This is a genomic window from Myxococcus sp. XM-1-1-1 (assembly GCF_020037095.1).
GTDB lineage: Bacteria > Myxococcota > Myxococcia > Myxococcales > Myxococcaceae > Myxococcus > Myxococcus fulvus.
Genome location: NZ_JAIQDH010000035.1, coordinates 66,008 through 89,643, shown reverse-complemented (window position 1 = coordinate 89,643; position 23,636 = coordinate 66,008). Strand labels below are relative to the sequence as shown.

The 23,636-nt window shown below is 68.5% G+C and carries 19 protein-coding genes, 2 tRNA genes and 2 pseudogenes; 7 read left to right on the top strand and 16 right to left on the bottom strand.

The features are described from left to right. Together K8640_RS39725 and K8640_RS39720 are read left to right on the top strand one after the other, a co-directional pair. A partial coding sequence (locus K8640_RS39725; RefSeq protein ID WP_223751827.1) for a DUF932 domain-containing protein occupies positions 1-234 on the top strand: 234 nt, incomplete at its 5' end. 640 nt (positions 235-874) lie between these two features. Then, the gene (locus K8640_RS39720) at positions 875-1,270 is read left to right on the top strand and encodes a hypothetical protein (RefSeq protein ID WP_141332970.1); all 396 of its coding nucleotides are present in this window, start codon (positions 875-877) and stop codon (positions 1,268-1,270) included. Positions 1,271-1,279: 9 nt separating this feature from the next. Here the strand turns inward: K8640_RS39720 and K8640_RS39715 are convergent, their stop codons facing one another. Next, the gene (locus K8640_RS39715) at positions 1,280-2,152 is read right to left on the bottom strand and encodes a hypothetical protein (protein ID WP_223751826.1); all 873 of its coding nucleotides are present in this window, start codon (positions 2,150-2,152) and stop codon (positions 1,280-1,282) included. Positions 2,153-2,312: 160 nt separating this feature from the next. Here K8640_RS39715 and K8640_RS39710 point away from each other — a divergent pair, with 160 nt between their 5' ends. The 4 genes and pseudogenes from K8640_RS39710 to K8640_RS43375 all read left to right on the top strand — a co-directional run. Next, positions 2,313-3,068: a hypothetical protein gene (locus K8640_RS39710; protein ID WP_223751825.1), complete on the top strand. Its 756-nt coding sequence runs from the start codon at positions 2,313-2,315 to the stop codon at positions 3,066-3,068. A 491-nt stretch (positions 3,069-3,559) separates the two neighbouring features. After that, complete coding sequence (locus tag K8640_RS39705; RefSeq protein ID WP_223751824.1) at positions 3,560-5,884, top strand: DNA polymerase; 2,325 nt, start codon at positions 3,560-3,562, stop codon at positions 5,882-5,884. After that, entirely contained in the window at positions 5,881-6,096 is a 216-nt protein-coding gene (locus tag K8640_RS39700; protein WP_223751823.1) for a helix-turn-helix domain-containing protein, read from the top strand. Before K8640_RS39705 ends, K8640_RS39700 begins: the two co-directional genes overlap by 4 nt. 73 nt (positions 6,097-6,169) lie before the next feature. Further along, a pseudogene (locus K8640_RS43375) lies at positions 6,170-7,225 on the top strand (tyrosine-type recombinase/integrase); the annotation flags it as partial. 247 nt (positions 7,226-7,472) lie between these two features. Here K8640_RS43375 and K8640_RS39690 read toward each other — a convergent pair. The 13 genes and pseudogenes from K8640_RS39690 to K8640_RS39630 all read right to left on the bottom strand — a co-directional run bounded on the left by K8640_RS39690 (position 7,473) and on the right by K8640_RS39630 (position 19,544). Further along, positions 7,473-7,549: transfer RNA gene (locus tag K8640_RS39690), tRNA-Pro, on the bottom strand. Between the two features lie 207 nt (positions 7,550-7,756). Beyond that, positions 7,757-8,035: pseudogene (locus K8640_RS39685) on the bottom strand (integration host factor subunit alpha); the annotation flags it as partial. 99 nt (positions 8,036-8,134) lie between these two features. Further along, on the bottom strand, positions 8,135-10,549 hold the full coding sequence (gene pheT / locus K8640_RS39680; protein WP_223751822.1) for a phenylalanine--tRNA ligase subunit beta: 2,415 nt from the start codon (positions 10,547-10,549) through the stop codon (positions 8,135-8,137). 93 nt (positions 10,550-10,642) lie between these two features. Continuing rightward, on the bottom strand, positions 10,643-11,692 hold the full coding sequence (gene pheS, locus K8640_RS39675; protein ID WP_074952357.1) for a phenylalanine--tRNA ligase subunit alpha: 1,050 nt from the start codon (positions 11,690-11,692) through the stop codon (positions 10,643-10,645). Between the two features lie 158 nt (positions 11,693-11,850). Further along, positions 11,851-12,198 carry a 50S ribosomal protein L20 gene (gene rplT, locus K8640_RS39670; protein ID WP_141323077.1) on the bottom strand — a complete coding sequence of 116 codons (348 nt, stop codon included), beginning with the start codon at positions 12,196-12,198 and terminating at the stop codon, positions 11,851-11,853. A gap of 92 nt (positions 12,199-12,290) precedes the next feature. Beyond that, positions 12,291-12,497: a 50S ribosomal protein L35 gene (gene rpmI / locus K8640_RS39665; protein ID WP_046713978.1), complete on the bottom strand. Its 207-nt coding sequence runs from the start codon at positions 12,495-12,497 to the stop codon at positions 12,291-12,293. 344 nt (positions 12,498-12,841) lie between these two features. Beyond that, on the bottom strand, positions 12,842-14,770 hold the full coding sequence (gene thrS / locus K8640_RS39660) for a threonine--tRNA ligase (protein WP_223751821.1): 1,929 nt from the start codon (positions 14,768-14,770) through the stop codon (positions 12,842-12,844). Positions 14,771-14,849: 79 nt separating this feature from the next. Continuing rightward, positions 14,850-14,921 (bottom strand) — tRNA-Val (locus K8640_RS39655). An 86-nt stretch (positions 14,922-15,007) separates the two neighbouring features. Beyond that, positions 15,008-15,685: a uracil-DNA glycosylase gene (locus tag K8640_RS39650; protein ID WP_223751820.1), complete on the bottom strand. Its 678-nt coding sequence runs from the start codon at positions 15,683-15,685 to the stop codon at positions 15,008-15,010. Positions 15,686-15,813: 128 nt separating this feature from the next. After that, a complete protein-coding gene (locus tag K8640_RS39645) occupies positions 15,814-16,956 on the bottom strand; it encodes an AI-2E family transporter (RefSeq protein ID WP_223751832.1) in 1,143 nt (380 codons plus the stop codon). 883 nt (positions 16,957-17,839) lie between these two features. Then, a complete protein-coding gene (locus K8640_RS39640) occupies positions 17,840-18,220 on the bottom strand; it encodes a PEGA domain-containing protein (RefSeq protein ID WP_223751819.1) in 381 nt (126 codons plus the stop codon). 50 nt (positions 18,221-18,270) lie between these two features. Beyond that, positions 18,271-19,077, bottom strand: coding sequence for a hypothetical protein (locus K8640_RS39635; RefSeq protein WP_194869005.1), 807 nt, complete (start codon positions 19,075-19,077; stop codon positions 18,271-18,273). A gap of 119 nt (positions 19,078-19,196) precedes the next feature. After that, complete coding sequence (locus K8640_RS39630) at positions 19,197-19,544, bottom strand: PilZ domain-containing protein (RefSeq protein ID WP_046713983.1); 348 nt, start codon at positions 19,542-19,544, stop codon at positions 19,197-19,199. A gap of 174 nt (positions 19,545-19,718) precedes the next feature. Between K8640_RS39630 and K8640_RS39625 the strand changes: the two genes are divergently transcribed. Beyond that, a complete protein-coding gene (locus tag K8640_RS39625) occupies positions 19,719-20,450 on the top strand; it encodes an FKBP-type peptidyl-prolyl cis-trans isomerase (RefSeq protein WP_223751818.1) in 732 nt (243 codons plus the stop codon). Positions 20,451-20,458: 8 nt separating this feature from the next. Here the strand turns inward: K8640_RS39625 and K8640_RS39620 are convergent, their stop codons facing one another. Both K8640_RS39620 and K8640_RS39615 read right to left on the bottom strand, forming a co-directional pair. Beyond that, positions 20,459-21,409 carry a class I SAM-dependent methyltransferase gene (locus tag K8640_RS39620; protein ID WP_141323081.1) on the bottom strand — a complete coding sequence of 317 codons (951 nt, stop codon included), beginning with the start codon at positions 21,407-21,409 and terminating at the stop codon, positions 20,459-20,461. Between the two features lie 19 nt (positions 21,410-21,428). Continuing rightward, positions 21,429-23,555, bottom strand: coding sequence for a hypothetical protein (locus K8640_RS39615; protein ID WP_305070717.1), 2,127 nt, complete (start codon positions 23,553-23,555; stop codon positions 21,429-21,431). Positions 23,556-23,636: the final 81 nt, after the last annotated feature.

The following is a 23,636-nucleotide window of genomic DNA, read 5'->3' as shown; positions in this document are numbered from 1 at the left end:
GTGGAGCTGTACCACGCGGGCGTCGGCATCGAGGGCGACATGCAGGGCTCCGCCTGGGCGGCCCTCCAGGCGGTGGCGGAGTACGCGGACCACCACCGGCACACGCGGGCCGTGCAGGGCAGGCGCATGGACGCGATGCGGCTGGAGTCCATCTGGATGGGCAAGGCCGCCAGCATGAAGCGGCAGGCCCTCACCGCCATCCTGGGCGAGTCCCAGCTCCGGCTCGTGGCGTAAGGCCCGAGGCGGACAGCAAGAAGAGGTGCCCCATGGACTGGCTCCGGAAGGCGCTGACCTCGCGCCTGGTCCGGGAGGTGGCTGCGGCCATCCTCACGGTGGTGTCCGACTTCCTGGGACGGCGCAGGGAAGCGCGGTGACGTGGGAAGGGTGGGGCCGTACTTCATCGGCGGCCCCGCCCTTCTTCTTACCGTTCAAGCACCGGGTGGGCCGGGTCCTCACCCTGGTAGCCGGTGGAGGTGGACGGAGGTTGCCCCTCGGGTAGCCGAAGTCCCTGGGCACCTTTCCCGGTCCGTCCCCAAGAAGCAGAAGTGCCGAGAGCGCCCCGACCCCTCGTGCGCGAGAAGCGAGAGGGCTTACACAGGGGGTGCGGTCATCAGTACCTGATGGGGGCAGGCGGCCAGCGCCACAGATTGGCCCCAAAAATTTTCGCGCCCACCCCTGTCCCCCGGGCAGCTCGAAGAAGACCGGGGGCCCCTCCAAGTGGACCTGAGGCAAGGGAACCCCTGTCCCCCTCATGCCGGGGGACCTCTCCAGATTTCTTAGCCCTAGCAATAGGCGAGAACGGCGAGGGAGGCCGGGAAGGCCGTCAGAACGAACCCGAGGAAGCCCCCGCCCAACTGTGCCAAGATTCCGGTCCATGACGGTCATCGGCGAGCCGCGTGTGGTTGGTCCCTGGGATCTCGGGAGCAGGTACGTGCTCGGATGGCTCGATGAGAAAGAACTCATCGGCGCGGTTCACGTGTCCGGGCTCGGTGCAGCTCTCGCTGAGTCCAACGCCGCCAAGTCCGGTCGGCGTGCGTCGGTGCCGGATATCCAGATGGCTGGCCTGGATGCGGAGAGCAAGCGCTGGCTTCAGGAATGGAGCTGGGGCGCTGCGCAGGGAGAGCAGCGGGAGCTGCTCATCCATGACAGTTCAACGAAGCAGTGGTTCTACGTGCGAGGAGCGTTCATCAAGCGCTTCGGGTCGGGCAACGGCTACACCATCGCTGTGAATCACGTGGATGCTGGAGAAGAGCCGGACTGGCCAGATTGAGGAAGCTCGTCACTGCACCATCCGCAGCTTCACCCGCAGCTCCTTCGCCTCCGTCAGCGCCTCGGACTCCGCGGCGGCCACCTGGGCGCGCATCTTGCCGAGCAGCTCGGTCTGCCGCAGCAGGCTGGACTCTAGCGTGCGCCGGTACTTCTCCAGCTTCTTCAAGTCCGTGTCCTCCAGCAGCAGCACCTCGGCGGCCAGCCGCTCGCGCACGGGTCCAAGTCCGGCCTCCTCGCGGGCCTGCTTCTCGGTGAGCGCACCGCGGACCATCTTGGCCGCGTTGCCCAGCGCCACGTAGGCGTCCTTCTTCATGCGGACGCACTTCTCCAGCTCCTGGGCAGCGGTGAGCGCATCCGCGAGGATCTTCACCACCTCACCCGGCAGCGCCGGGACTTCCCTCAACCGGGCCACCACGCGCTCCACGAGGTCGAGGAAGTTCCCCGTGGGCTTGGCCGTGTCTGGCGGCACGGGGACGGCGTCCACCGTTTCGGCCAGGGCATGCACGAGCTGCAACGCCTCGCGGGTGGCGGTCAGGGTCATCCCGGGGTCCGTCTTCTCCAGCTCTGCTTCCAGCCTCGCTCGGAGCCGGTTGTTCTCCACCTTCGTGAGCCGCTCCAGTTTCCAGCTCAAGTCCCCGATCTGCGCGACGATGACCGCCTCGGGCATCGAGGTCGGCACGAGCGCGGCGAAGTAACCGTCCAGGTGGCGTTCGTACTGGGCCGCGTCCTCACCGGGGAGCAGCAGGTGCGCGCTGGTGAAGCCGTAGCGCACGGAGTTGAGCGAGCTGCGCTCCTTGCCGGCGGCGCTGGTGGGGCCCTGGGACTTCGCACCGTTGATGGCGGCCTGTGCGGCCTGCACGGCGCTCCTGATGGTTGTGTTCATGTCTACATTGTCCGCGGGGTGGTGGAGGAGTGGGAAGAACGTTTTTGCGCAAGCCCGTGGATGAAAGTGCGCTCCCCGCCGAGACAGCGGACGGCTCACCACCTGACGCTCACCATCGAGATTCCTTGGTGCCATTCAGCTCGGGTGCCAAGGTCCCCCCATGTCGTCGCTACCCTTTCCGATTGGTCCGGACCCAGAACCCCTCGACTACCTGCGAGACAATCGCGAGCGTACCGACGAGCAGATCGGCGCGGTCGCGTCGGCCATGTACCTCGCCAAATGGTTCTCTGAGGCGCGGCCTCAACTCAGGAAGCTGGTCGACTGGTTCCGTGCGGATCAGGGCCTCCTGAGCAAGCTGCCACAGGTTCAGGGCGGGATTCTGGGAGAGTTCCCTCTAAAGCAGCTATCAGCGCACCAAGAGATCCCCCCTCAGCTCGCGCAGATGCTCCGCCCCCTGCTGGACTTGGAGGCCACCGTTCGGGAACTGCATCAGGTGATGGAGCGCCTCGCGGATGTCCTCGACGCGCTGGAGCAACAACCTCAGCTTGCAAGCCTCCTATCGACTCACGGCAAGAGACAGTTGATGGTGGCCTTTGCCGATGTCACCACCAGCTTGCTGGGCATCAAGCAGTTCGGAGGGAGCGAATTGGCAGCGGTATCGGTGCTGATGGGCGAAGAAGCTCACTCCCCACTCAGGGACTCGGATGCCCTGACTGACTGCGTGGAGCGATGGAAGAACGCACGCCGGGAGGCCAAGGGAGTACGCGAACTTCTCCAGCAACTTCTCGCCCCGGCACTTCAACCTGCGGGCGTGATCTCCACTTCCACAACCTCACCCGTGGAAGCAGGGAGTCCGAGCATGACCACTCCCCCAGCATCTCCCCACCCGGATGAGAACACCGGGGAGACCGAATAGCAGCATCGCCGGTTCATCTCCCTGGGAGAGCAAAGAGCCACATTAACGGGCCATCTCCCGGGGAGATGATCGGGGTAAGTTGCCTTCTGACCCCAACTTCACGGCGGCTCATCTGAATCGCAGTCTTCCTCATGACCGGACGCAAGTGAGTTCAGCGTCCGAATGAGGAGACACACCGTTGAGCCATCTACTTCAACCACACGTCCCAACCTGGCAGCATGGTTCCCCCCACGATGATGGGACAGGAACATCAACACTGCGGAACCAACCGGGAGAACCCTCCAGGGGGGCTTCCAGGGGCGACAGTACGATCTGGGGGCGGGCCGTCACTCCCCCAAGAAGCACTCTCGGACACCCCCGTCCTGCCACCTGCCCCGTTGTCTTCGAGGGAGAAGAGGCGCTGAGCTGTCCGGACACGTTGCAGGCCCGTCCCGTGGCGGGAACTGTTCGCTCCCGACGGCCATCCTCTCGGAATCCTTGGGAGATTTGCCATGGATGATGCCTTCATCCGGGCTCATGAGGGCGTACTCGTGTCCAGCACGCTGGAACCGCCCAAGAGAGGGGCACGCCAGGTCGGCGACGCGCTCATCCTCGGCTTCGACGTGGAGTGGGATTCGCACCACCCGGGCCGCAAGCTTCTTTCGGTGCAGCTCGCTGGGATGCGCGACGGGCAGGCGGTGTCCCACGTCTTCGACCCGCCGGGGGCGCATCTCACGGTAGGAGACCTCGTGATGATGGTGCGCGAGTTCATCGCCCGCCATGGGCTCGTGGTACCCGTGCGCAAGAACCAGCCGCGTAAGGTGTACCTCGTGGCGCACTTCGCGGCGGCGGAGATCTCCAAGTTCAAGGACCCGGTGGGCGAGCTACTCATCCATGCCATCGGGAAGGCCCACCACGCCACGATGCCCCGGGTGGCACTCGATGACGGCGAATGGGAGCTGCGGGTGGTGGATCTCTTCGCCTTCTTCGCCGTGGGACTGGAGAAGGTGGCCCTGCTGGTGGGCCGCGAGAAGCTGGTGGTGGACCGCACGGGCCTGCGCCGGCTCAAGGAGGAGGACCCGGAGACCTTCCGCCGCTACGCCGCCACGGATGCGGAGATTGTGCTCGAAGCCTTCCTGGCCTTCCGCGCCCAGATGCGCCACCGCTGGGGAGTGGACCCGCTGATGTATCCCTCGCTGGCCTCGCTGACGGCGGCGGCATTCCGTTACGGGTTCCTCCGCAGCACGCCGGCGCCGGTCGAGTACGAGGAGGAGACCTACTCCCGGAAGACGAAGCGGGGGTTCCAGGAGGCGCGGCGCCAGGTGCCCCGCTTCGCTGGAGATCGCGCTGTCCGCATCGCCGCCCTGCGCGCCATCCATGGCGGTCGGGTGGAGGTCTTCATCCGCGGGCTCTACATCGCGCCCCTGGTGGAGCGCGACGTGGTGTCGCTGTACCCGAGCGCCGCGCGCCTCCAGCCGCTCCCGCACGAGAAGACGCGGTGGCGGCGCGTGAAGTCCCTGGACGAGGTTCGCGAGTTGGAGGGCTTCGGCCGCTTCAAGTTCAAGTTTCCCAGGGACACGCGATACCCGGTGCTGCCGGTGAAGGGCAAGAGCCTGCTCTTCCCGCTGTCCGGGGTGAGCGACGCCACCTTCGCAGAGGTGCGCCTGGCCATGCAGATGGGAGCCGAGCTGAAGGTGGTGGAGGCGTACGGCTTCTCTCCCGGCCCACGGGAGCGAGACCACGATGTGGGCCGCTACGTGGAGGCCCTCTTCGTGGAGAAGTCCGCGGCCGAGCGCGGCAGCCTCCAGTACCGGCTGGCCAAGAACATGCTCAACTCCTTCATCGGCAAGCTGGGCGAGCACGAGCGAGGTGGCGGGCTGTTGGCCATCGAGACGGCCCACCGGCGTGCAGGGTTTCCGGCGGGGGCAGCCTCAGCGATGCGGCGCTCGCGCACGCTGCGAGAGCTGATGCGCCAGCCCCCCATGCCGGGCTCGCTGTACGCACCCGAGTGGTACGCCCTCGTCATCGGCCGGGCGCGTGCGTTGATGGCGGAGCTGCTCCAGAAGGGGGCGGTGCTCATTTCCACGGACGCGCTGGTGGCCGGGGCGGATGTGGACTTCAGCGGCCCCGCCCTGGACGCGCTCAAGTCAATGGGCAGCGACTTCCTCATCGAGCACGAGGCCGACGCCATCGTGACCTCGCGCGCCCGCGTTTACGGGCTGCTCCAGAAGGCAGATTCCATCCGCCCTGGCGAGACGGTCCTCGCCCGGAACGGCACCTGGGCTGTGGTGCGGGTGGCCCGTCACGCATCCATCGAGGACAAGTCGCAGTTCGCGGAGACGCTGCTCATCTGCATCCAGAAGGGCACCGAGGAGGCCGCCCCGGTACGCCAGCGAGTCCGCCTGATAAGCGTCGAGGAAGCCGTGCGTGAGGGCAAGCACATCAACGAGGAGGTGGTGGAGGAGGGCCGCACCCTCTTCCGATGGGACAACAAGAGGCGCCAGGTGAACCGGGACGTCAATATCTTCGCGTCCTGGACCGACACACAGCCCTACGCCTCGAAGCAGCGCAAGCTGGGAGCAGACCACCAGCGCAAGGTGCGAGCCGGGCAGGCCCGCCGGAAGTATCGGCCGGTTGGCCCGCTCAAACGTCAGCAGGCCGAGAAGCTGCTGGCCGCAGGCGCCGGCGTGCGAAGTGTCGCCAAGAGCACCGGCATCCCAAAGAGCACCGTGGCGGACATCAAGCGCCAGCTCCTGGCGAAGAGTAACGGGTCGACCAAGGCTTCGCTGAGTACGGACGGACACGGAGCGCATCACCCTGGGAGGCGCACGCCATGAAGCTCCCGAGTGATGACAAGAAGGGCACGGCGCCCCTGGATGAGGAGGGACTCTGGGACGCGAATGACGTGGCCCGGTTCCTCAAGGCAAGCCGGAGCTGGGTCTACCAGCGGGCTCAGGCAGGGCAGCTCCCGTGCGTGAAGATCGGCGGGCTGCTGCGCTTCGAACCAGCGGCCATTCGAGCGTTCATCAAGGGGCAGGGGCGCTGCTAACTGGGAAGTGGCGCCCTTCCCCGCCAGCAATAAGGACGAGACCTCTGAGGTTTCAAGATGTAGGAACTATCTGATGGGTTCTATCTACCGCAAGAACGACAAGTGGTACGTCCGCTTCAAGGACGGCCACGGCCGGTGGCGCGACACCGCCACCCAGGCCACCACGAAGACCGAGGCGAAGTCCCTCCTGCACGACCTGGAGGTTCAAACCGACCGCCAGCGGCGCGGCCTGGAGCCCCTGCCCGAGCACCGCATGCAGGTCACCTTCGGGGAGGCCCTGGACGCCTGGAAGACCGAGGTGGGCAGTCGGCTCCGCTCCACCACCATCATCGGCTTCGGCGAGAAGCACCTGCGCGATGAGCTGGGGCCGCTGCCTCTCAAGGACGTCACGCCGTCGCGCCTGGAGGTGCTGCTCAACGCGAAGACCGGAGAGCTGTCTCCCGAGTCCCTCAACCACCTGCGCGCCCTTCTCCACCGCATCTTCGAGCTCGCGCTGCGGCGCGGGCTCTTCACCGGCCTCAATCCCGCCAAGTCCGTCCCGCGCTTCAAGAAGCCGAAGAAGCTGCCGCGGTACCTCAAGGCCGAGGAGGTCCCGCTGATGCTGGCGGCCCTGGAGCGGCGCTGGCGTCCGCTGTTCGCCACGGCGGTCTACACCGGGATGCGCAAGGGCGAGCTGCTCGCGCTCCGCAAGTCGGACGTGGACCTCACTGCGGGCACCGTCGTGGTGGCCCGGTCTCACGCGAGCGACACGACGAAGGGCGGCCACGCAGACCTGCTGCCCATCGCCGAGGGACTGGTGCCCTTCCTGCGCGAGGCCATGGCCACCTCCTCCTCGGAGCTGCTGTTCCCTGCGGAGGACGGCTCGCAGCGTGCGCCGGACTCCGCGCTGCACAAGGTGCTGCGCCGGGCCCTGGGGCGCGCGGGACTGGTGGAGGGCTACAACCACGTCTGCCGGCGCAAGGGCTGCGGCTACGCGGTGAAGAAGAGCCACGCCGTGTCCGAGCCCTGCACTCGCTGCGGCATGAAGCTCTGGCCCAAGCCGCTCCCTCGCCCCCTGCGCTTCCATGACCTGCGGCACACGACCGCCACCCTGCTGCTCAAGGCGGGCGTCCCGCTGGCCACCGTGCAGCGCATCCTCCGCCACTCGGACCCAGCCATCACCTCGGAGATCTACGGCCACCTCGACGTGGAGGACATGCGCAAGGGACTCAACCTGCTCGCGTTCGGGCCCGCGGTTCCGAGCCCCGCAGAGGCGCTGCTTGTTGCTGGCGCCGCCCCCGCTCCGCTTGCTGCTAGTTTGCTGCTGGAGTCCGGAAGCCCAAAAGGTGAAGGCCCTGGAGGCTCACGGGAAACCCGCGAATCTCCAGGGCCTTCGATGGTCGGGGCGACAGGATTTGAACCTGCGACCACTTGCACCCCAAGCAAGTGCGCTACCAGGCTGCGCTACGCCCCGAGAACTTCTTTGCGGCCGCCGTCGTGAAACGGTGCGCCCTTATGCCCCTACACAACGCCCAGGTCAAGCAAGAGCAGCAGGGCGCCGTGGAAAAACCTACCCTTCCGAGTCCTCCATTCCCTCCTCGTCGAAGTCCTCGCCACGGGCCTCCGCCGCGTCCGCCGCCGCCTCCTCCCGCGCGTCGATCTCCGCGTGATCCTCGGGCGGGGCCTCGCCGTTCAGCGCGCTCTTCAACACCTGGCTCGGCCGGAAGGTCAGCACCCGACGCGCCGAGATCTCGATCTCCTTGCCCGTCTGCGGGTTGCGGCCCACGCGCGCCTTCTTCTGGCGCACCTGGAAGTTGCCGAACCCGGAGATCTTGATCTTGTCCCCACGCTCCAGCGTCTCCTTGAGCGTGTCGAACACGAGCTCCACGATCTCGGCCGACTCCTTCTTCGAGAAGCCGACCTTCTCGTAGACGCCCTCGATGATGTCCGCCTTCGTCATGCGAATCCTCGGGATGCCCTCACCCTCAGCGCGGTGAACGCCCGGCCACTGTTGCAGCCTTCCCGAAGCCAAGTCAACCCTCTGACTTCATTCAGGAATTCAGGCACGCAACGAGGCACCCAGCCGCTGGTCCACCTCCGAGACGATCCGCTTGTGCGCCTCGTTGACCTCCACGTCCGTCAACGTCCGGTCCGAAGCCCGGTACCGCAGCGCGAACGCCAGGTTCTTCTTCCCCTCGGGAATCTGCTTGCCCGTGTACACGTCGAACACCAACGCGTCCTCCACCAGCGCCCCGCCCACCTCCAGAATCACCTTCCGCACCGCCCCCGTCTCCAGCTCCACCGGCACCAACACCGCCAAATCGCGCAGCACCGCCGGGAACTTCGGCAGCGCCCTGTACTCGGGCACCAGCCGGGACGCCGCGTACAGGGGCTCCGTGTCCAGTTCGAACACGAACACGCCCTCGGGCAGCCCCAGCGCCTTCACCACCTTCGGGTGCAGCTCCCCCACGTGGCCCAGCACCGTGCCGTCCGCCAGCTTCACCTCCGCGCTGGCTCGCGGGTGGTACGCCGACGGCCCGCCCAGCGACCAGGTGACTCCCTCCACCCGCAGCGCCGCCAGCAGCGCCTCCACCGCCCCCTTCGCGTCGTAGAAGTCCGCCCGCGCGTCCTTCTGCGTCCAGCTCCGCTCCCCACCCCGCAGGCCCCACACCAGGCCCGCCACCCGGTTCACCTCGCGCGCCGCCGGCCGCGTCCCCTGCCCGCCCTGCGCATCCCGGAAGTACGCCCGGCCCGTCTCGTACAGCGACACCGACTCCACCTGGTGCCTCACGCTGCGCGACAGGTTCTCCAGGAGCCCCGGCAGCAGGCTCGTCCGCATCACCGACTGCTCGACGCTCAGCGGGTTGAGCAGCGCCACCGGCTGCTCCTTCAGGCCCAGCACCTCCAGGCTCTTGGGCGCCACGAACGAGTAGTTCACCACCTCGTCCAGCCCCGCCCCCGCCAGCGCGTGACGCAGCCGCCGCTCGGCCTCCGAGTTCGCCGGCTCCGGCGCCAGCGACGCCAGCCCGCGCGGCAGCTTCGCCGGGATGTTGTCGTAGCCGAACACGCGGGCGACCTCCTCCAGCAGGTCCTCCTCACGCTCCACGTCCACGCGCGCCCGAGGCACCTCGTACGTCGCCTGCCCCGCGCCCTCGGACACCTGCTCGAACCCGAGCGCCGCCAGGATGCGACGCACCTCGACCTCCGGCACCGCCACGCCCAGCACCTTCTCCACCCGCGCGAAGCGCAGCGTCACCTGCCGCCGCGGCTTCTCGGCCGGGTACACCTCCACCCGACCCGGCGCCACCGTGCCGCCCGACAGCTCCGCGATGAGCTGCGCGGCCCGATCAATCGCCGGCACCACCGCGTCCAGGTCTGCTCCCCGCTCGAACCGGTGCGACGCCTCCGTGTGCAGCGCGTACCGCTTCGCCGTCCGGCGCACCCCGGCGCCCGCGAAGTTCGCCGACTCCAGCACCAGCCGCGTCGTCTTCTCGGTGACCTCGCTGTCCCCACCGCCCATGACACCCGCGAGCGCCTGCGGCCGCTCCTTGTCGCAGATGACCAGGTCATCCACGTCCAGCGTGCGCGCCTTGCCGTCCAGCGTGGTCAGCTTCTCGCCCTTCGCCGCGGTGCGGACGACGAGCTCCTGCCCCGACAGCTTGTCCAGGTCGAACGCGTGCAGCGGCTGGCCGTACTCCAGGTTCACGTAGTTGGTGACGTCCACCACGTTGTTGATGGCCCGCACGCCACAGGCCTTCAGTCGCTCCTGCATCCACTGCGGCGACGGCTTGATGGTGACGTTCTCCACCACCCGGGCCGCATACCGCGGGCAGCGCTCCGGGCTCTCCACCCGGACCTTCACCTTCTCGGACGCGGGCGAGCCCGACTCCACCGGCTTCGGCTGGGGCAGCTTCAACGCCGCACCCGTCACCACGCCCACCTCGCGCGCCACGCCCAGGTGGCTCAGCGCGTCCGGCCGGTTCGGCGTGACGTTCACCTCCAGCACCACATCATCCAGCCCCAGCGCCTGGGCGATGGGCGTGCCCGGCTTCAGGTCCGGCGAGAGGATGAGCAGCCCGTTCGACTCCTCGCTCAGCCCCAGCTCCTTCGAGGAGCAGAGCATGCCGGAGCTGTCCACACCGCGCAGCGCCGCCTGCTTGATCTCCATCCCGTTGGGTAGCTTCGTGCCCACGGTGGCCAGCGGCACCTTGTCGCCGACCTTGTAGTTCTTCGCGCCGCACACCACCTGGATGAGCGCGTCCCCGCCCGCGTCGATCTTCGTGACGGAGAGCTTGTCCGCGTTGGGGTGCTGCACCGACTCCTTGATCTGCGCCACCACCACGCCGCGCAGGCCCTCGGCCGGACTCTCCTGGCCCTCAATCTCCAGGCCCGCCGCGGTCAACTTGCGCGCCAGCTCGTCCACCGACGGCGGCAGCGCCACGTAATCGCCGAGCCACTTCACCGAAATCTTCACAGGTCCACCCTCTTGCTCTCTCGGGACGAAGACAGGAGCGCGGGCCGCGCCACTCCTCCAGGGAGCGGCATGCGGGCCCGCGCCCGCCAGGACTCAGAACTGCTCGAGGAACCGAGCGTCGTTCTCGAACATCATCCGCAGGTCGTCGATGCGGTAGCGCAGCATGGCGATGCGCTCCACGCCCATGCCGAACGCGTACCCCGTCACCTCGCCCGGGTCATACCCCGCGGACGTGAAGACGTTCGGGTGCACCATCCCGCTGCCCAGCACCTCCAGCCACCCGGTCTGCTTGCACACCCGGCAGCCCTTGCCGCCGCACGACGTGCAGGAGATGTCCACCTCCGCCGACGGCTCGGTGAACGGGAAGAACGACGGCCGGAAGCGCGTCTTCGTCTCCGAGCCGAAGAACGCCTTCACGAACGCGTCCAGCGAGCCCTTCAGCTCCGCGAACGTCACGTCCTTGTCCACCAGCAGGCCCTCCACCTGGTGGAACATCGGCGTGTGCGTGATGTCCGAGTCGCGCCGGTACACCCGCCCCGGCATCACCGCGCGGATGGGCGGCTTGCGCTGCAGCATGTAGCGCACCTGCACCGGCGACGTGTGCGTGCGCAGCAGCACCGAGCTGTCCGCCTTCTTCGCGTGCCCCAGCGACGGCTCGTCCACGTAGAACGTGTCCTGCATGTCCCGCGCGGGGTGGTCCTTCGGCAGGTTCAGCGCCTCGAAGTTGAAGTAGTCCAGCTCGATCTCCGGACCACTCGCCACGTCGAAGCCCAGCCGGGAGAACGTCCGGACGATGTCCTCCATCGTCCGCGACACGGGGTGCCGGCTGCCCGGCTTCACCGCGCGGCCCGGCAGCGTCACGTCCAGCCCGGGGCCCTGCAGCTGCGCCTCCAGCTCGGCGTCCTCGACCCGCTGGAGGGCGGCGGACAGGAGCGTCTCCAGCTCCGCCTTCACGGTGTTGGCCACCTCGCCCAGCGCCCGGCGCTCGTCCGGGGCCAGCTTGCCCATGCCGCCCAGCACCGCGGACAGCTCGCCCTTCTTGCCCAGGTAGCGGACCTTGAGCGCCTCCACCGCGGGCCTGTCCGACGCGCCCGCAATCTCCTGCCGCGCGGCCTCCGCCAACGCCTGCAACCTGTCACGCATGGCCGTGTGCCTCCGTTCTCGCTTCCCCGGGCCCGAGGGCTTCTTCCGGGACAAAAAAAAGGGCCGCCTGACGAGGCGACCCGTTCACTCTCGCAGGCGGGCGGCCCGTGAAGGCCACCCCACCCGCTCTGTCACCCGCCCGTGAGGGCCGGCGTGTCTCAGGCCGCCTTCGCGATGTTGGCGACGGCCGCGAAGCCCGCGGGATCCGCGATGGCCATGTCCGACAGGACCTTGCGGTCCAGGCTGATCTTCGCCTTGGCCAGGCCCGCGATGAGCTTGGAGTACGAGAGGCCCACGGTGCGGGCCGCCGCGTTGATGCGGACGATCCACAGGCGACGGAAGTCGCGCTTGCGCTGCATGCGGTCACGGCTGGCGTAGTCCAGCGCGCGCTCGACCGCCTGGTTCGCCCGGCGGTAGCAGTTCTTGCGACGGCCGCGGAAGCCCTTGGCCAGCTTCAGGATACTATTGCGACGGCGACGAGCCTTTACACCCTTCTTGACGCGCATGTCTCACTCACTCCGTACTGCGTAGGTTGTCGGTCCCGGGGCGCAGGCTTCACGCCGCTCCACCAGGGACGTCAGGGTTGCCGAGCCGAGGCTCAGGCCCCGTAGGGGAACATCTCCTTGATGACCTTCTTCGCGTCCATATCGCGAAGATGGCTGGTGCCGCGGTTGCCGCGCTTCTGCTTCGGCGTCTTGGCGTGCGTGAAGAGGTGCTTGCCGTAGGCCTTGCCGTGCTTGACCTGGCCGCTCTTCTTCACCTGGAAGCGCTTCTTCGCGCCACTGCGGGTCTTCAACTTCGGCATCGTCCTGATTCCTTCCTTACAGCGTGCCGTCAGCTTCGCGGCCTCAGGCGTTGTCACTTCCAGGCCACGGCGGGAGGCGGCAGCCTGTATCACTCTTTCGTCTCGACTGGAACGGCTACCGCACTCAGAAGTGGCACCGCGCGCCTACACGGTCGCCGCCTCTCCAGGTTGCCTGCCCACTCCCACACCGTCCGTCCGCCCTGGCCACCCTCCCAGTCCTCCACCCTCGCCCAGCCACCCGCTCGCCCACCACCCGAGCGGTGTACGCCCCCATCGGAAAGCGCCGCACCTTACTTGGGTGCAACTGGGAGTCAAGACCCGTCCGCAAGACGCGGGCCAACTGCTCACGGCAGCGCGGACTCCTTGGCCAGCAGGGCCTCGAAGTCGGTGAGCTTCATGCTCTTGAGGTCCTCGCCGCCGTAGCGACGGGGGGACACGCTCTCGGCAGAGACCTCGTTGTCGCCCACCACGAGCGTGAACGGGATCTTCTGGAGCTGGGCCTCGCGGATCTTCGCGTTGAGCGACATGCCGCGATCATCGAAGTCCACCCGGAAGCCCTTGGCCCGCAGGGTGTCGCGCACCTTGCGGGCGTAGTCCGCCTGACGGTCCGCCACCACGACGATGACCGCCTGGATGGGCGCGAGCCACGCCGGGAAGGCCCCCGCGAAGTGCTCGATGAGGATGGCCGTGAAGCGCTCGAAGGAGCCGAAGATGGCGCGGTGGAGCACCACGGGGCGGTGCAGCGCGTTGTCCTCGCCCACGTAGGACAGGTCGAAGCGCTCCGGGGCCAGGTAGTCCAGCTGCATGGTGCCCAGCTGCCACCGGCGGCCGATGCTGTCGGATACCGCGAAGTCGATCTTCGGGCCGTAGAAGGCGCCGTCGCCCGGGGCCAGCTCGTACGCGAGGCCCAGCGACTCGAGCGCCGTCTTGAGGCCCGCCTCGGCGCGATCCCACAGGGAGTCGTCCCCCAGGCGCTGCTCGGGACGGGTGGACAGCTTCACCGCGTACGTCAGGCCCACCGCCTTGTAGACGTGGTCCAGCAGCTTCACGAAGCGCTTCACCTCGTCGGTGATCTGCGCCTCCGTGCAGTAGATGTGCGCGTCGTCCTGCGCGAACTGGCGCACGCGGGTGAGGCCGCCCAGCGAGCCCGCCGCCTCGTTGCGGTGCAGCACGTCCTGGGTGTGCAGGCGCAGGGGCAGGTCGCGGTAGCTGTGCTTCTTGAAGCCGTAGAACAGGTGGTGCGACGGGCAGTTCATCGGCTTGAGCGAGAAGTCATGCTCCCCCGACTCGCTGTCGAGCACGAGGAACATGTTCTCCTTGTACTTGCCCCAGTGGCCGCTGGTCTCCCAGAGCCCCTTGTTGAACATCAAGGGGGTCTTGATCTCCACGTAGCCGTCTTCCTTCGTCAGCCGGCGCATCCAGTCGGAGAGCGTCTGGTAGAAGGTCGTGCCCTTGGCCGTCCAGAAGGCCGCGCCCGGCGCGTACGGGTGGAAGTGGAAGAGGTCCAGCTCCTTGCCCAGCTTGCGGTGGTCGCGCTTCTTCGACTCCTCGATGCGCGTCAGGTACTCCTGCAGCGCCTTCTTGTCGAAGAAGGCCGTGCCATAGACGCGCTGGAGCATCGGGTTGCGGTGGTCGCCGCGCCAGTAGGCGCCGCTCGAGGAGAGGATCTTGATGACGCCGATCTTCCCCGTGCTCGGGGCGTGGGGCCCCAGGCAGAAGTCCACCCAGTCGCCGTGGGTGTAGAGGGTGAGCGTCTTGGCGCCGCGCTCGGCGATGTCCTTGACGATCTCCACCTTGAACTTCTCACCCTTCTCCTCGAAGAGGCGGATGGCCTCCTCCATGGAGATCTCGGTGCGGACGAACGCCAGGTCCTTCTTCAGCTCCGCGTTGGCCTCGGCCTCGATCTTCTCCAGGTCCTCGGGCGTGAAGGGCTTCTCGCGGAAGAAGTCGTAGTAGAAGCCCTCCTCCGTCGCCGGACCGATGGTCACCTGCGTGCCGGGGAATATGCGCTGGACGGCGCTGGCCACCACGTGGGCCGCGTCGTGACGGATGAGCTCCAGCGACTCGGGGCTCTTGGGCGTGAAGATCTGCAGCTTCACGTCCTCGTCCAGCTTGCGGCTCAGGTCCATGTCCTGGCCGTTCACCCGGGCGAACAGGGCGGCCTTCGCCAGGCCCGCGCCGATGCCCTCCCGCACGAAGTCCGCGATGGTCGTCCCCCGGGCCGTCTGCTTCTGGGTGCCGTCGGGGAGCGTCACGGTGATCATGTCGGACATGCGATACCTCCGAAAAAACCGCGGGCGGCAGGGCTCTTGAGAAGCCGTGCCGCCCGCTGGAGATTCACTTCAACTGAGTTGGGTCGTAGTGGGATCGAACCACTGACCCCTACCGTGTCAAGGTAGTGCTCTACCGCTGAGCTAACGACCCGTTGGTGCTGAGGTGGCGCGGGGAATACCAGCGGGCTCCCGCGACTGTCAAGCAAACACGCAGATGAGCCTTCGATCTTCCTTCTTTTAGCGGATCAGCGCGTGGACCCTCGCCATCACCGCGTCGAACATGGCGGGCGTCAGCCGCCCCGTCTGCGTGTTCTGCTGGCTCACGTGGTAGCAGCCCACCAGCGTCCGCCCGCCCGGCAGCGGCAGCTCCGCCCCATGCCCGAAGGCCGGCCGGGGAGAGCCGAACGTCACCCCCGTCCGCTCCAGCGAGGCCAGCGCCGCGTTCCAGCCGATGGCGCCCAGGGCGAGCAGGACCCGCGCGGGCAGGAGCGCCATCTCGCGGTCCAGGAACGGCGCGCAGCGGGCCACCTCCTCCGGGAGCGGCTTGTTATCGGGGGGAGCGCAGCGGGCGGCCGCCACGATGAAGGCGTCCTTCAGGGCCAGGCCGTCGTCCCGGTGCTCGCTGGTCCCCTGGTTCGCGAACCCCGCGCGGTGCAGCCCCGCGAACAGGAAGTCGCCCGAGCGATCTCCCGTGAACATCCGCCCCGTCCGGTTGGCTCCGTGCGCGGCCGGCGCCAGACCGACGATGACCAGCCGGGCCCGTGGATCACCGAACCCCGGGACGGGACGGCCCCAGTAGGTCCACTCGCGGTACGCACGGCGCTTCACCCGGGCGACCTCCTCGCGCCACTCGACCAGCCGGGGGCAGGCCCGACACGAGGCGATCTCCTGGTGTAGCTTCTCCAGCTTCGTCAACGCACGCTCCTGTTCAAGGCGGCCCTCCGCCGCTCGAAACCAGCCCGGGCATAACGCGGAGGCCCGCTCCTGGCGCGGGGTTCCCACCCGAGGGTGGCCCGGCGGCTCGCAGGGAGCCGCCCTCCCCATCAGGCGGACTGCGACTCGCCGGTGTACAGGCGTGTGCGCTGGTAGCGCTGCACCACCACGCGCAGCACCACCTTGAGGATGGCCGCCACCGGCACCGCCAGGAGGATGCCGACGAAGCCGAACAGCTCGCCGAAGGCCAGGATGGCGATGATGACCGCCACGGGCGCCAGGCCCACCTTCTCGCCCACGATGCGCGGGGTGATGACGAACCCCTCCAGCATCTGGCCGATGATGAACGTGCCCGCCACCACGCCAATCTGCCAGGGCCCCTGCCACGACAGCATCAGCCCCACCAGGGACAGCAGGATGCCCACGCCCGTGCCCAGGTACGGCACCATGTTGCCGAAGCCGGCGATGACCCCGATGACGATGGCCATGTCGATGCGGCCGATGGACAGGCCCGCCGCGTAGATGACCGACAGCAGCGCCCCCACCGTCAGCTGCCCGCGCACGAAGGCCGAGAGCACCTCGTCGACCTCGGCGAAGCGGCGCGCCACCAGCGCCACCGAGCGACGCGGGAGCAGGTCCTTCACCCGCCCCATCAACCGGGGGTAGTCCTGGAGGAAGAAGAACGCCAGCACCGGCACCACGGCGAGCCCCAGCAGAGTGACCACGAAGCGCGCCGTGTTGCCCGCGAAGGCCGCCACGATTCGCGCCGCCGCGGGCCCCGCGCTCTGCACCAGTTCGGAGGCCTGCTGCCCCAGCTCCGTCGTGCGCTGACGGATGAGGTCCGGCAACGAGGCGCCGACCAGCGCCTCCACACGCGGCACCACCTGCGTGCTCGCTCGCGAGAAGAAGTCCGGGAGCTTCAACGCCTCGTCGCGGAACACGGGGATGAGGTAGAGCACCGCGCCCACGAGCAGCAACGTCCCGGCGACGAAGACCAGCGTCGTCCCCAGGGTCCGATCGAGTCCGCGGCGCTCCAGGGATGTCACCATCGGGTTGAAGATGTAGGCGCCGGACAGCGCCAGCAGCACGGGCACCGCCACGCCGCCGAACACCGCGAGCAGCGCAAACACCAGCCCCAGCGAGCCCACCATCACCGCCGACCACCACAGGTCGATGCGGCGCGCCTCGGTCTCCGTCAGCTCGACGTCAGGTACGGACTCGGCCACGGGGACCGCGGGCTCCTCCGTCTTCACCGAGTGAAGCACGGGCGGCACCGGCGCACGGCTGATGGACCCAGGGCTGCTCTTCTTGTTGCGCCGTCCGATGACCCACGCTCCTCCGCGAAGCACTCGCGGACTCCGGCTCCTTACAAGCCGCCATGTCACGACCCGAAAGCGCGCAGCCTAGCTTGCAGGCCCCTCCCGGACGAAGGACCCACCTCGGGCCGCGCCCTCGCAACCCTGAATACCTCGGCGAGCGAGCGCCTGGCTGGTCGAAGTGCCTCCCTGCCCCGCGCGGCCGTCCCGAGGAAAGGAGGAAGGGACGAGAAACCAAGTGGGGCTCCTCGCTCAGGCGCCTCCTGACCTGGGGGACGCACCTTGTTCGTACTTCCTGGCGACATCGAACACAGGGCCGCCCTCCCGAGAGCGGTCCGGGACCTGCATCGGGAGCGAGCAACCGGCTGGCCGAAGTGCCTCCTTACGTCCCGCGCGGGCCGTCCCGACGCACGAAGGAAGAGGCGAGAACACTGGAGACGGACCTTTTCGCTCGGGCGCATCGTGGTGTGGGGGGCGCACCTTGCTCGTGCATCCTCGCGACATCGAACACAGCGCTGCCATGCGGAAGGAAGGGACGAGAATACGGGAGGATGCCCCTCTCCCTCGGGCGCATCGTGGTGTGGGGGGGCGCACCTTGCTCGTGCATCCTCGCGACATCGAACACGGCGCTGCCATCCGGAGGACCCTCTCGCTGGGGCGCCTCGTGGTCTGGGGCGCACCTTGCTCGTGCATCCTCGCGACATCGAAAACAGCGCTGCCATCCCGGGCGAGGTCCGGCACGCACCGTGAATCAACATCGCACCGCGTTCCGGATGGGTCTCCCCGACGCGCCCGAGTCACCGCCGAGGACTCACGCCCCTCAGGGCGTCCCCTCCGCGGGAGGCGCGGACTCGGTGGCGCGCAGCGTGACGTTCAGCCGCGCCCGCGCTCCGCTGGGCTCGTAGTACGTCGTGTACGGCCAGTACCCGTGCTTCTTCACCTCGATCTGATGCAGCCCGACGCCCAGGCTGAGCCCACGGGGATTGCCCGCGTAGTCGCTGCACACGCCCTGGAGCACGCCGTCCAGATACACCTCGGCGTCCTCGGGCACGCAGCGCAGCGACACATCCCCGCTGGTCGGCTTCGCCCCCGCCATCAGCTCGCGCGCCTTCGCCACGGAGTCAGGCTCCTTGCGCCCACACCCCGACAGCACGCCCACCACCAACCACGCACTCCACCCGACCACGAAACGGCGTCGCACCCCGTCACCCACTCTTCCCCGCGGAGTCGCGCCGCGAATCCATGTCCGGGTCACTGCGTGACGATGACGACCCGGCCCTCGGCGAGGAAGCGCGCGTCGACCTCGCCCAGCGTCTTCACATCCTCCGACGCGAGCACCAGGTCCGAGCCCTTCAGCCCCGTGGCCTTCACCACCATCGGCTTCTCGCCCACGAGCGCGGCCTTCTTCGCCGCATCCAGGCTCCGGAACCACGCGGCGACCCCCGTCGATTCCCGTACCTCGCTCGCCAACGCACCCGCGCCATAGAGCGCCTTGCCCGCCGCATCCAACAACCGGGGCGCGAGCACCGGCTTCGCCCCGAGCCCTCGCGCGTCCACTACCAGGCCCGTGTACTTCTTCGCGCCCTCGCGGTTGAAGACGATGACGGACTCCGGCCCGCGGTCCACCAGCGCGGAGGTGATCGCCGCCAGCGGCACCTCCACGTCCAGCTCCACGCCACTGTCCGAATAGAAACGCTTCGCGACCACCTTGAACCCGTTCACGGCCGCCTCCACCCGGCCGCGCACGTCGTCGCGCGCCATCTCGTCACCGACGCTCCGGTCCGCCCGCAGCTGCAGCGCGCGCACCTGCTCGAGCAGATTCCGGGACGCGACCTGCCGCGCCACCCGCTCGGCCCCGAGCCTCGCCTGAGAGGGATTCGCGGCCTTCAGGTCCGGAGCACCCGCTCCCGTCGCCCGGAGCACCTGCCCCTCCCAGTTCACACCCACACTTCCCACCGGACGGACAACCTCCACGGTGGGAGCGGGCTTCACCGCCTTGCCCTGGGCCGATGCCACCATCGGCACCACCAGCAATACCGCCCATCGTGCTCGGCTCACGGAGCTCCTCCTGTCCTCACCCGATACCTTGGGTAGTCCCAGGGCAGAATGGCAACCCATTCAACGAGCCCACCTCGAAGGATGTCAAGGCAACCCCCGAGGCCCGACAGCGCGGCGCGTCAGTTCTCGCTGCCCGCGCGGCCGTGACGGTCCACGTACGCGTCGATCATCTTCCGGTGCCGCTCGGTGAGCAGCGTGAAGCGCACACCCGAGTGCTCGCGCTTGGCGGTGGACAGCTCCACCCACTCGCGCACCACCTCGCCCTCCGCGTAGATGATCTCCTCCGAGCCCGGCAGCTGGAACTGGAGACCCACGCGCTTGGCGTCGTGCTGGGGCTCGATCAACCGGGCCAGGCTCACACCCTCCGGGCTGATGTCCGCGGCCCGCGACATGTACGGCACGCCGCCCATGTACTTGTTCAGGTAGATGTCGAGGGGCGCCCGCTTCGACTTACGCTTGTCGCTCATCGCTCCAGCTCCTTCGCTGCGTGCAACAGGTTGCTCCGGGGTTGAAGCAACCTGGACGCAGGGTAGAGGCACGAGCGTGTCGCGCAAGAAAACGACCCTTTCGCGACTCCCAGTTCGTGCTGGGCGCGGACGCTCGGGCCCTATATTCCAGTGCCCATGAGGAAAGGTGGAACCATGCGAACGATGTGGATGGCAACGCTCGCCCTGGTGCTCGGCGCCACGGGTGCGCACGCGCAAGGCGGTGCTCCGGCTCCCGTGAAGAAGGCCGAGCCCGCCACGAAGGCGCCAGCGGCGCCAGCGGCCGTGGACCCCAGCGAGCTCACCGAGGAGCAGCAGACCATCTACGCGCTGGGCGCCAGCGTGGGGAAGGACCTGTCCCTCTTCGCGCTCACGCCGGAGGAGGTGCAGATCCTCCAGCGCGGCATGGTGGACGGCATGGCCGGCACGGCCGCCCTCGAGCCCAAGGAGTTCGCGCCGAAGATCCAGGCCTTCGCGAAGTCGCGTCAGGCGCAGGCCGGCAACGCGGCCCTGGTGCGCGCGGCGAGGGAGCCCGGGGCGGTGAAGCTGCCCTCGGGCGTCATCTACCGCGAGACGCAGGCGGGCACGGGCAAGAGCCCGCGCGCCACCGACACCGTCAAGGTCCACTACGAGGGCCGGCTCGTGGACGGCTCCATCTTCGACACGTCCGCCAAGCGCGGCATCCCCGTCGAGTTCCCCCTCAACGGCGTCATCCCCTGCTGGACGCAGGGCGTGTCGCGCATGAAGGTCGGCGGCAAGGCGAAGCTCACCTGTCCTGGAGACACCGCGTACGGCGAGCGTCCGCCCTCCGGCTCGCGCATCCCGCCCAACGCCGTCCTCACCTTCGACGTGGAGCTGGTCGCCATCCCCGGCGACACCCGTCAGTAGTCAGCGCCTCACTTCACCCGACGCAGCCAGAAGCTCCCGGGCCAGTCCTCGGGAGCCCCCCGGTACGACGGGAACGCCTGACGCAACCGCTCCGGATGCGTCAGGTGCATGAAGCTGCTGCCCCAGAGCACCTCGAAGCTGTCGTTGAAGCTCAGGAACGCCTGCAGCAGGTACTGCTCCGTCCAGAAGCGCCGGTGCTCCAGCACCCACGCGCGCGGGTACTCCGCCGGCAGGAAGATGTCGTGGACGTGCACCACCACGCCCTTCTTCAGCCGAGGCAGCAGCTCCAGGAACTCCACCTGCACGTCGCTGCCCACCTTCAACACATGGCTGGAGTCGATGAAGAGGATGTCGTCCGCCTCCAGTCGCTCCACCTCCGAGTACGGGATGTCCTGCGCCTTCAGCGGCTCCAGGCGCGTCAGGCCCGGGAAGCCCGCGCGCAGCACCTCGCTCGGATAGGGCTCGAAGGCCACCAGCTCGCACGCGGGCGCGCCCTCCCCTTCGTTCTTCCGGCACGCCTGCGCGGACAGCCGCGTGGACCAGCCGGAGCCGATCTCGAACAGCCTTCGCGGCCGCAGCTCGCGCACCAGCCCGTAGGCCACCTCCGCGTCCACCGTCCCGAACTCGCTGTTGCCCAGGTGGTAGACGTGCGGCTCGCCCGTCGCGGACCTCGGGAACGCCTGGTACTCGTCGCGGTACTTCGAGGACAGGCGCTCGAGCAGCGCGAGCTGGCTCGACTCGCGCAGGTCGATTCCCACCATCTTCGAGCGCGTGCCCCACAGCGCCTCGGGCAGCGAGCCCGTGTCGGGGATGGGCTGATAGAAGTGGTTCGGCGTGACGTGGTAGCCGCCACGCTCGTAGACCTGGAACAGCCTCGGGTCGTCGAGCAACCCGAGCCGCCGGCTTCCCTTCACCAACCCCTGGGCCAACAGCTCCTTGATGCGACGCTTGATGGGCATGAGCGGCGCCGAGCCTACCCTACGGTCGCGCCTTCAGCGCCGCCTCTGTCGCGCGCAAGAGCGGCTCCGCGCTCACCGGCGCCCCCGTCGCGTGCGTCATCCACAGGTCCGGCGTCACCGAGCCGTACGTCGCCATCCGCTCGAACTCCGCCCCCAGCGGCCCCTTGCGCGACAGGTGCTCCTCGATCTGGAACGCGATGAGGTGCCCCAGCGGATAGTCCGGCAGGTACAGCGGGTAGCTGATCATGTGGCTGTAGACGGCCAGCAGCGTGGTGTCCTTTCCCCCCAGCACCGGCGCGAAGTAGCGATTCCACACGTCGCGGGAGATGGACACCACCGCGTCCCGCAGCTGCGCGGGCGTGGCCTCCGGGTTCGCGTACAGCCAATGCCACACGGCCATGTCCACCATCGCGATGCCCGAGCGCTCCCAGGTCTGCCAGAAGTCGCCGAGCACCCGCTCCCGCTCGCTCTCCGCGGTGGGCCTGCCCTGCCCCAGCAGCTCCAGATCCCTCGCCTGGAACACGAAGGCCAGCGCCTCCGTGAAGGCGTTGTTGGGCACCCCGGTGAGCAGCGTGTGGTCCACGCCGTAGAGCCCGAAGGTCTGCTCCACGTTGTGCCCCAGCTCGTGCACCGCGATGTTGTAGCCCTTGTAGTCCATGCCCCCCTTCTCCACTCGCGTGCGCAGCCGGGCGAAGTCACCGCGCCGCAGCGCCTGCTGCGCATGGCCCGCGCCACGCGAGGCATCCACGCGGATGCGCGCCGCCAGCCAGTCCGCCTTCTGTGCGCTGAAGCCCATGCCCTGGAGGATGCGCGGCAGGTCCTTCGCGAACGCCTCCGCCGTCGGGTAGCGCTTGCGCGTCAGCGCATCCAGCTCCGACTCCGGCCGCTTCGCCCCGGGCTTGAAGCCCGCGTACCAGACGTCCTGCGGCTCCAGCTTCCGTCCCAGCCGGGATTGGATCTCCGCGGCCACGCGGGGCACCAGCGGTGACTCCAGCACCTGCGTCAGCAGCGCCTTCACCCGTGCCTCGGGCAGCTCACGTCCCAGCTCGAACGAGCGGGCGATGCGCGTGGGCGCCACCGGCGCGTACGCGTCCAGCTTCCGCTCCGCCCGGAAGATGGCGAGCATCCGCGCATAGCGCACGTCCGCCTCCCGCGTGGCGTCCGCGCGGGCCTCGCGCGAGGGCGCGTCCGCCTCCACCGTCTGGGGCGGCGCCACCGTGACGGCGTTGGTGAACGGGTTCCAGTCCAGCCTCGGGTTGTCGATGACCGCGGCCGGAATCGTCTGGGTGACGATGCGCTCCATCACCTGCACGATGGTCCGCTGCTTCTCGTGTCCGCGCGGGTCCGCGTAGTCCGCCTTCAGCTCGTCGCGCAGGTTCCAATGACTGATGAGGCGCAGGCCCTTGGGGAAGAGCCGCTCGCCGCGCTCGTCCACCAGGTGGTGCATCCACACGTTGTACTCGGCGATGTACAGGTTCGCCGCCGCCACCTCGCGCGAGGACGCCTGCTGCACGTCCGCGGGGATGCGCATGCTGAAGCGCCCCGCCAGCCGAGCCTCGGCCCACTGCCGCCGCGTCCACGTCGCGCCCTGGCGCGCCCGCTCCTCCAGCGTCGTCAGCGGGAAGTTGAGCAGCACCACGAAGCCGACCTTCGCGCGGAACAGATCCTCCGTCACATGCGAGGACGGGTCATACGACGCCACCAGCGGCTCCACGGGAAGCAGCGGACCCAGGTCCAGGTCCGTGTACCACTGCGTCTCGCGCCCCAGCTCCAGCATGTGCCCGTCGAGCTGCTCGAACAGGCGCTCCAGCCGCGCGAAGGTCGCGTCCAGCACCTGGGGGTCCGACACGAACTGCTCGCGCGCGAAGGCGGCCAGGTCGCCGTCCTCGGTGCGCCACAGCAGGGCCACCTGAGCCACGCCGCGCTCGATGCGCGCGCGCTGCGCCTCGCCGTGCTTCGCCACCAGCTCCGCCGTCACCTGGGCCAGCGCGTCGGACGAGGGCTTCATCGCGGGGCCTTCGGGAGCGGGCCGCGCATCCACCGCGGCGGCGGGCGTCGGCGTGGGGGACGTCGTGGAGCACCCCAGCAGCATCACCAGGGGAAGGGCGTGCAGCGGGGACACCCGACGCGGCTTCGACGAGGACATGGACAGCTCCGAGAAAGCACGAAGGGCCCGACCCTTGGCAGGCCGGACCCTCATGATGCATCCAGGAAGTCGTTACGAACG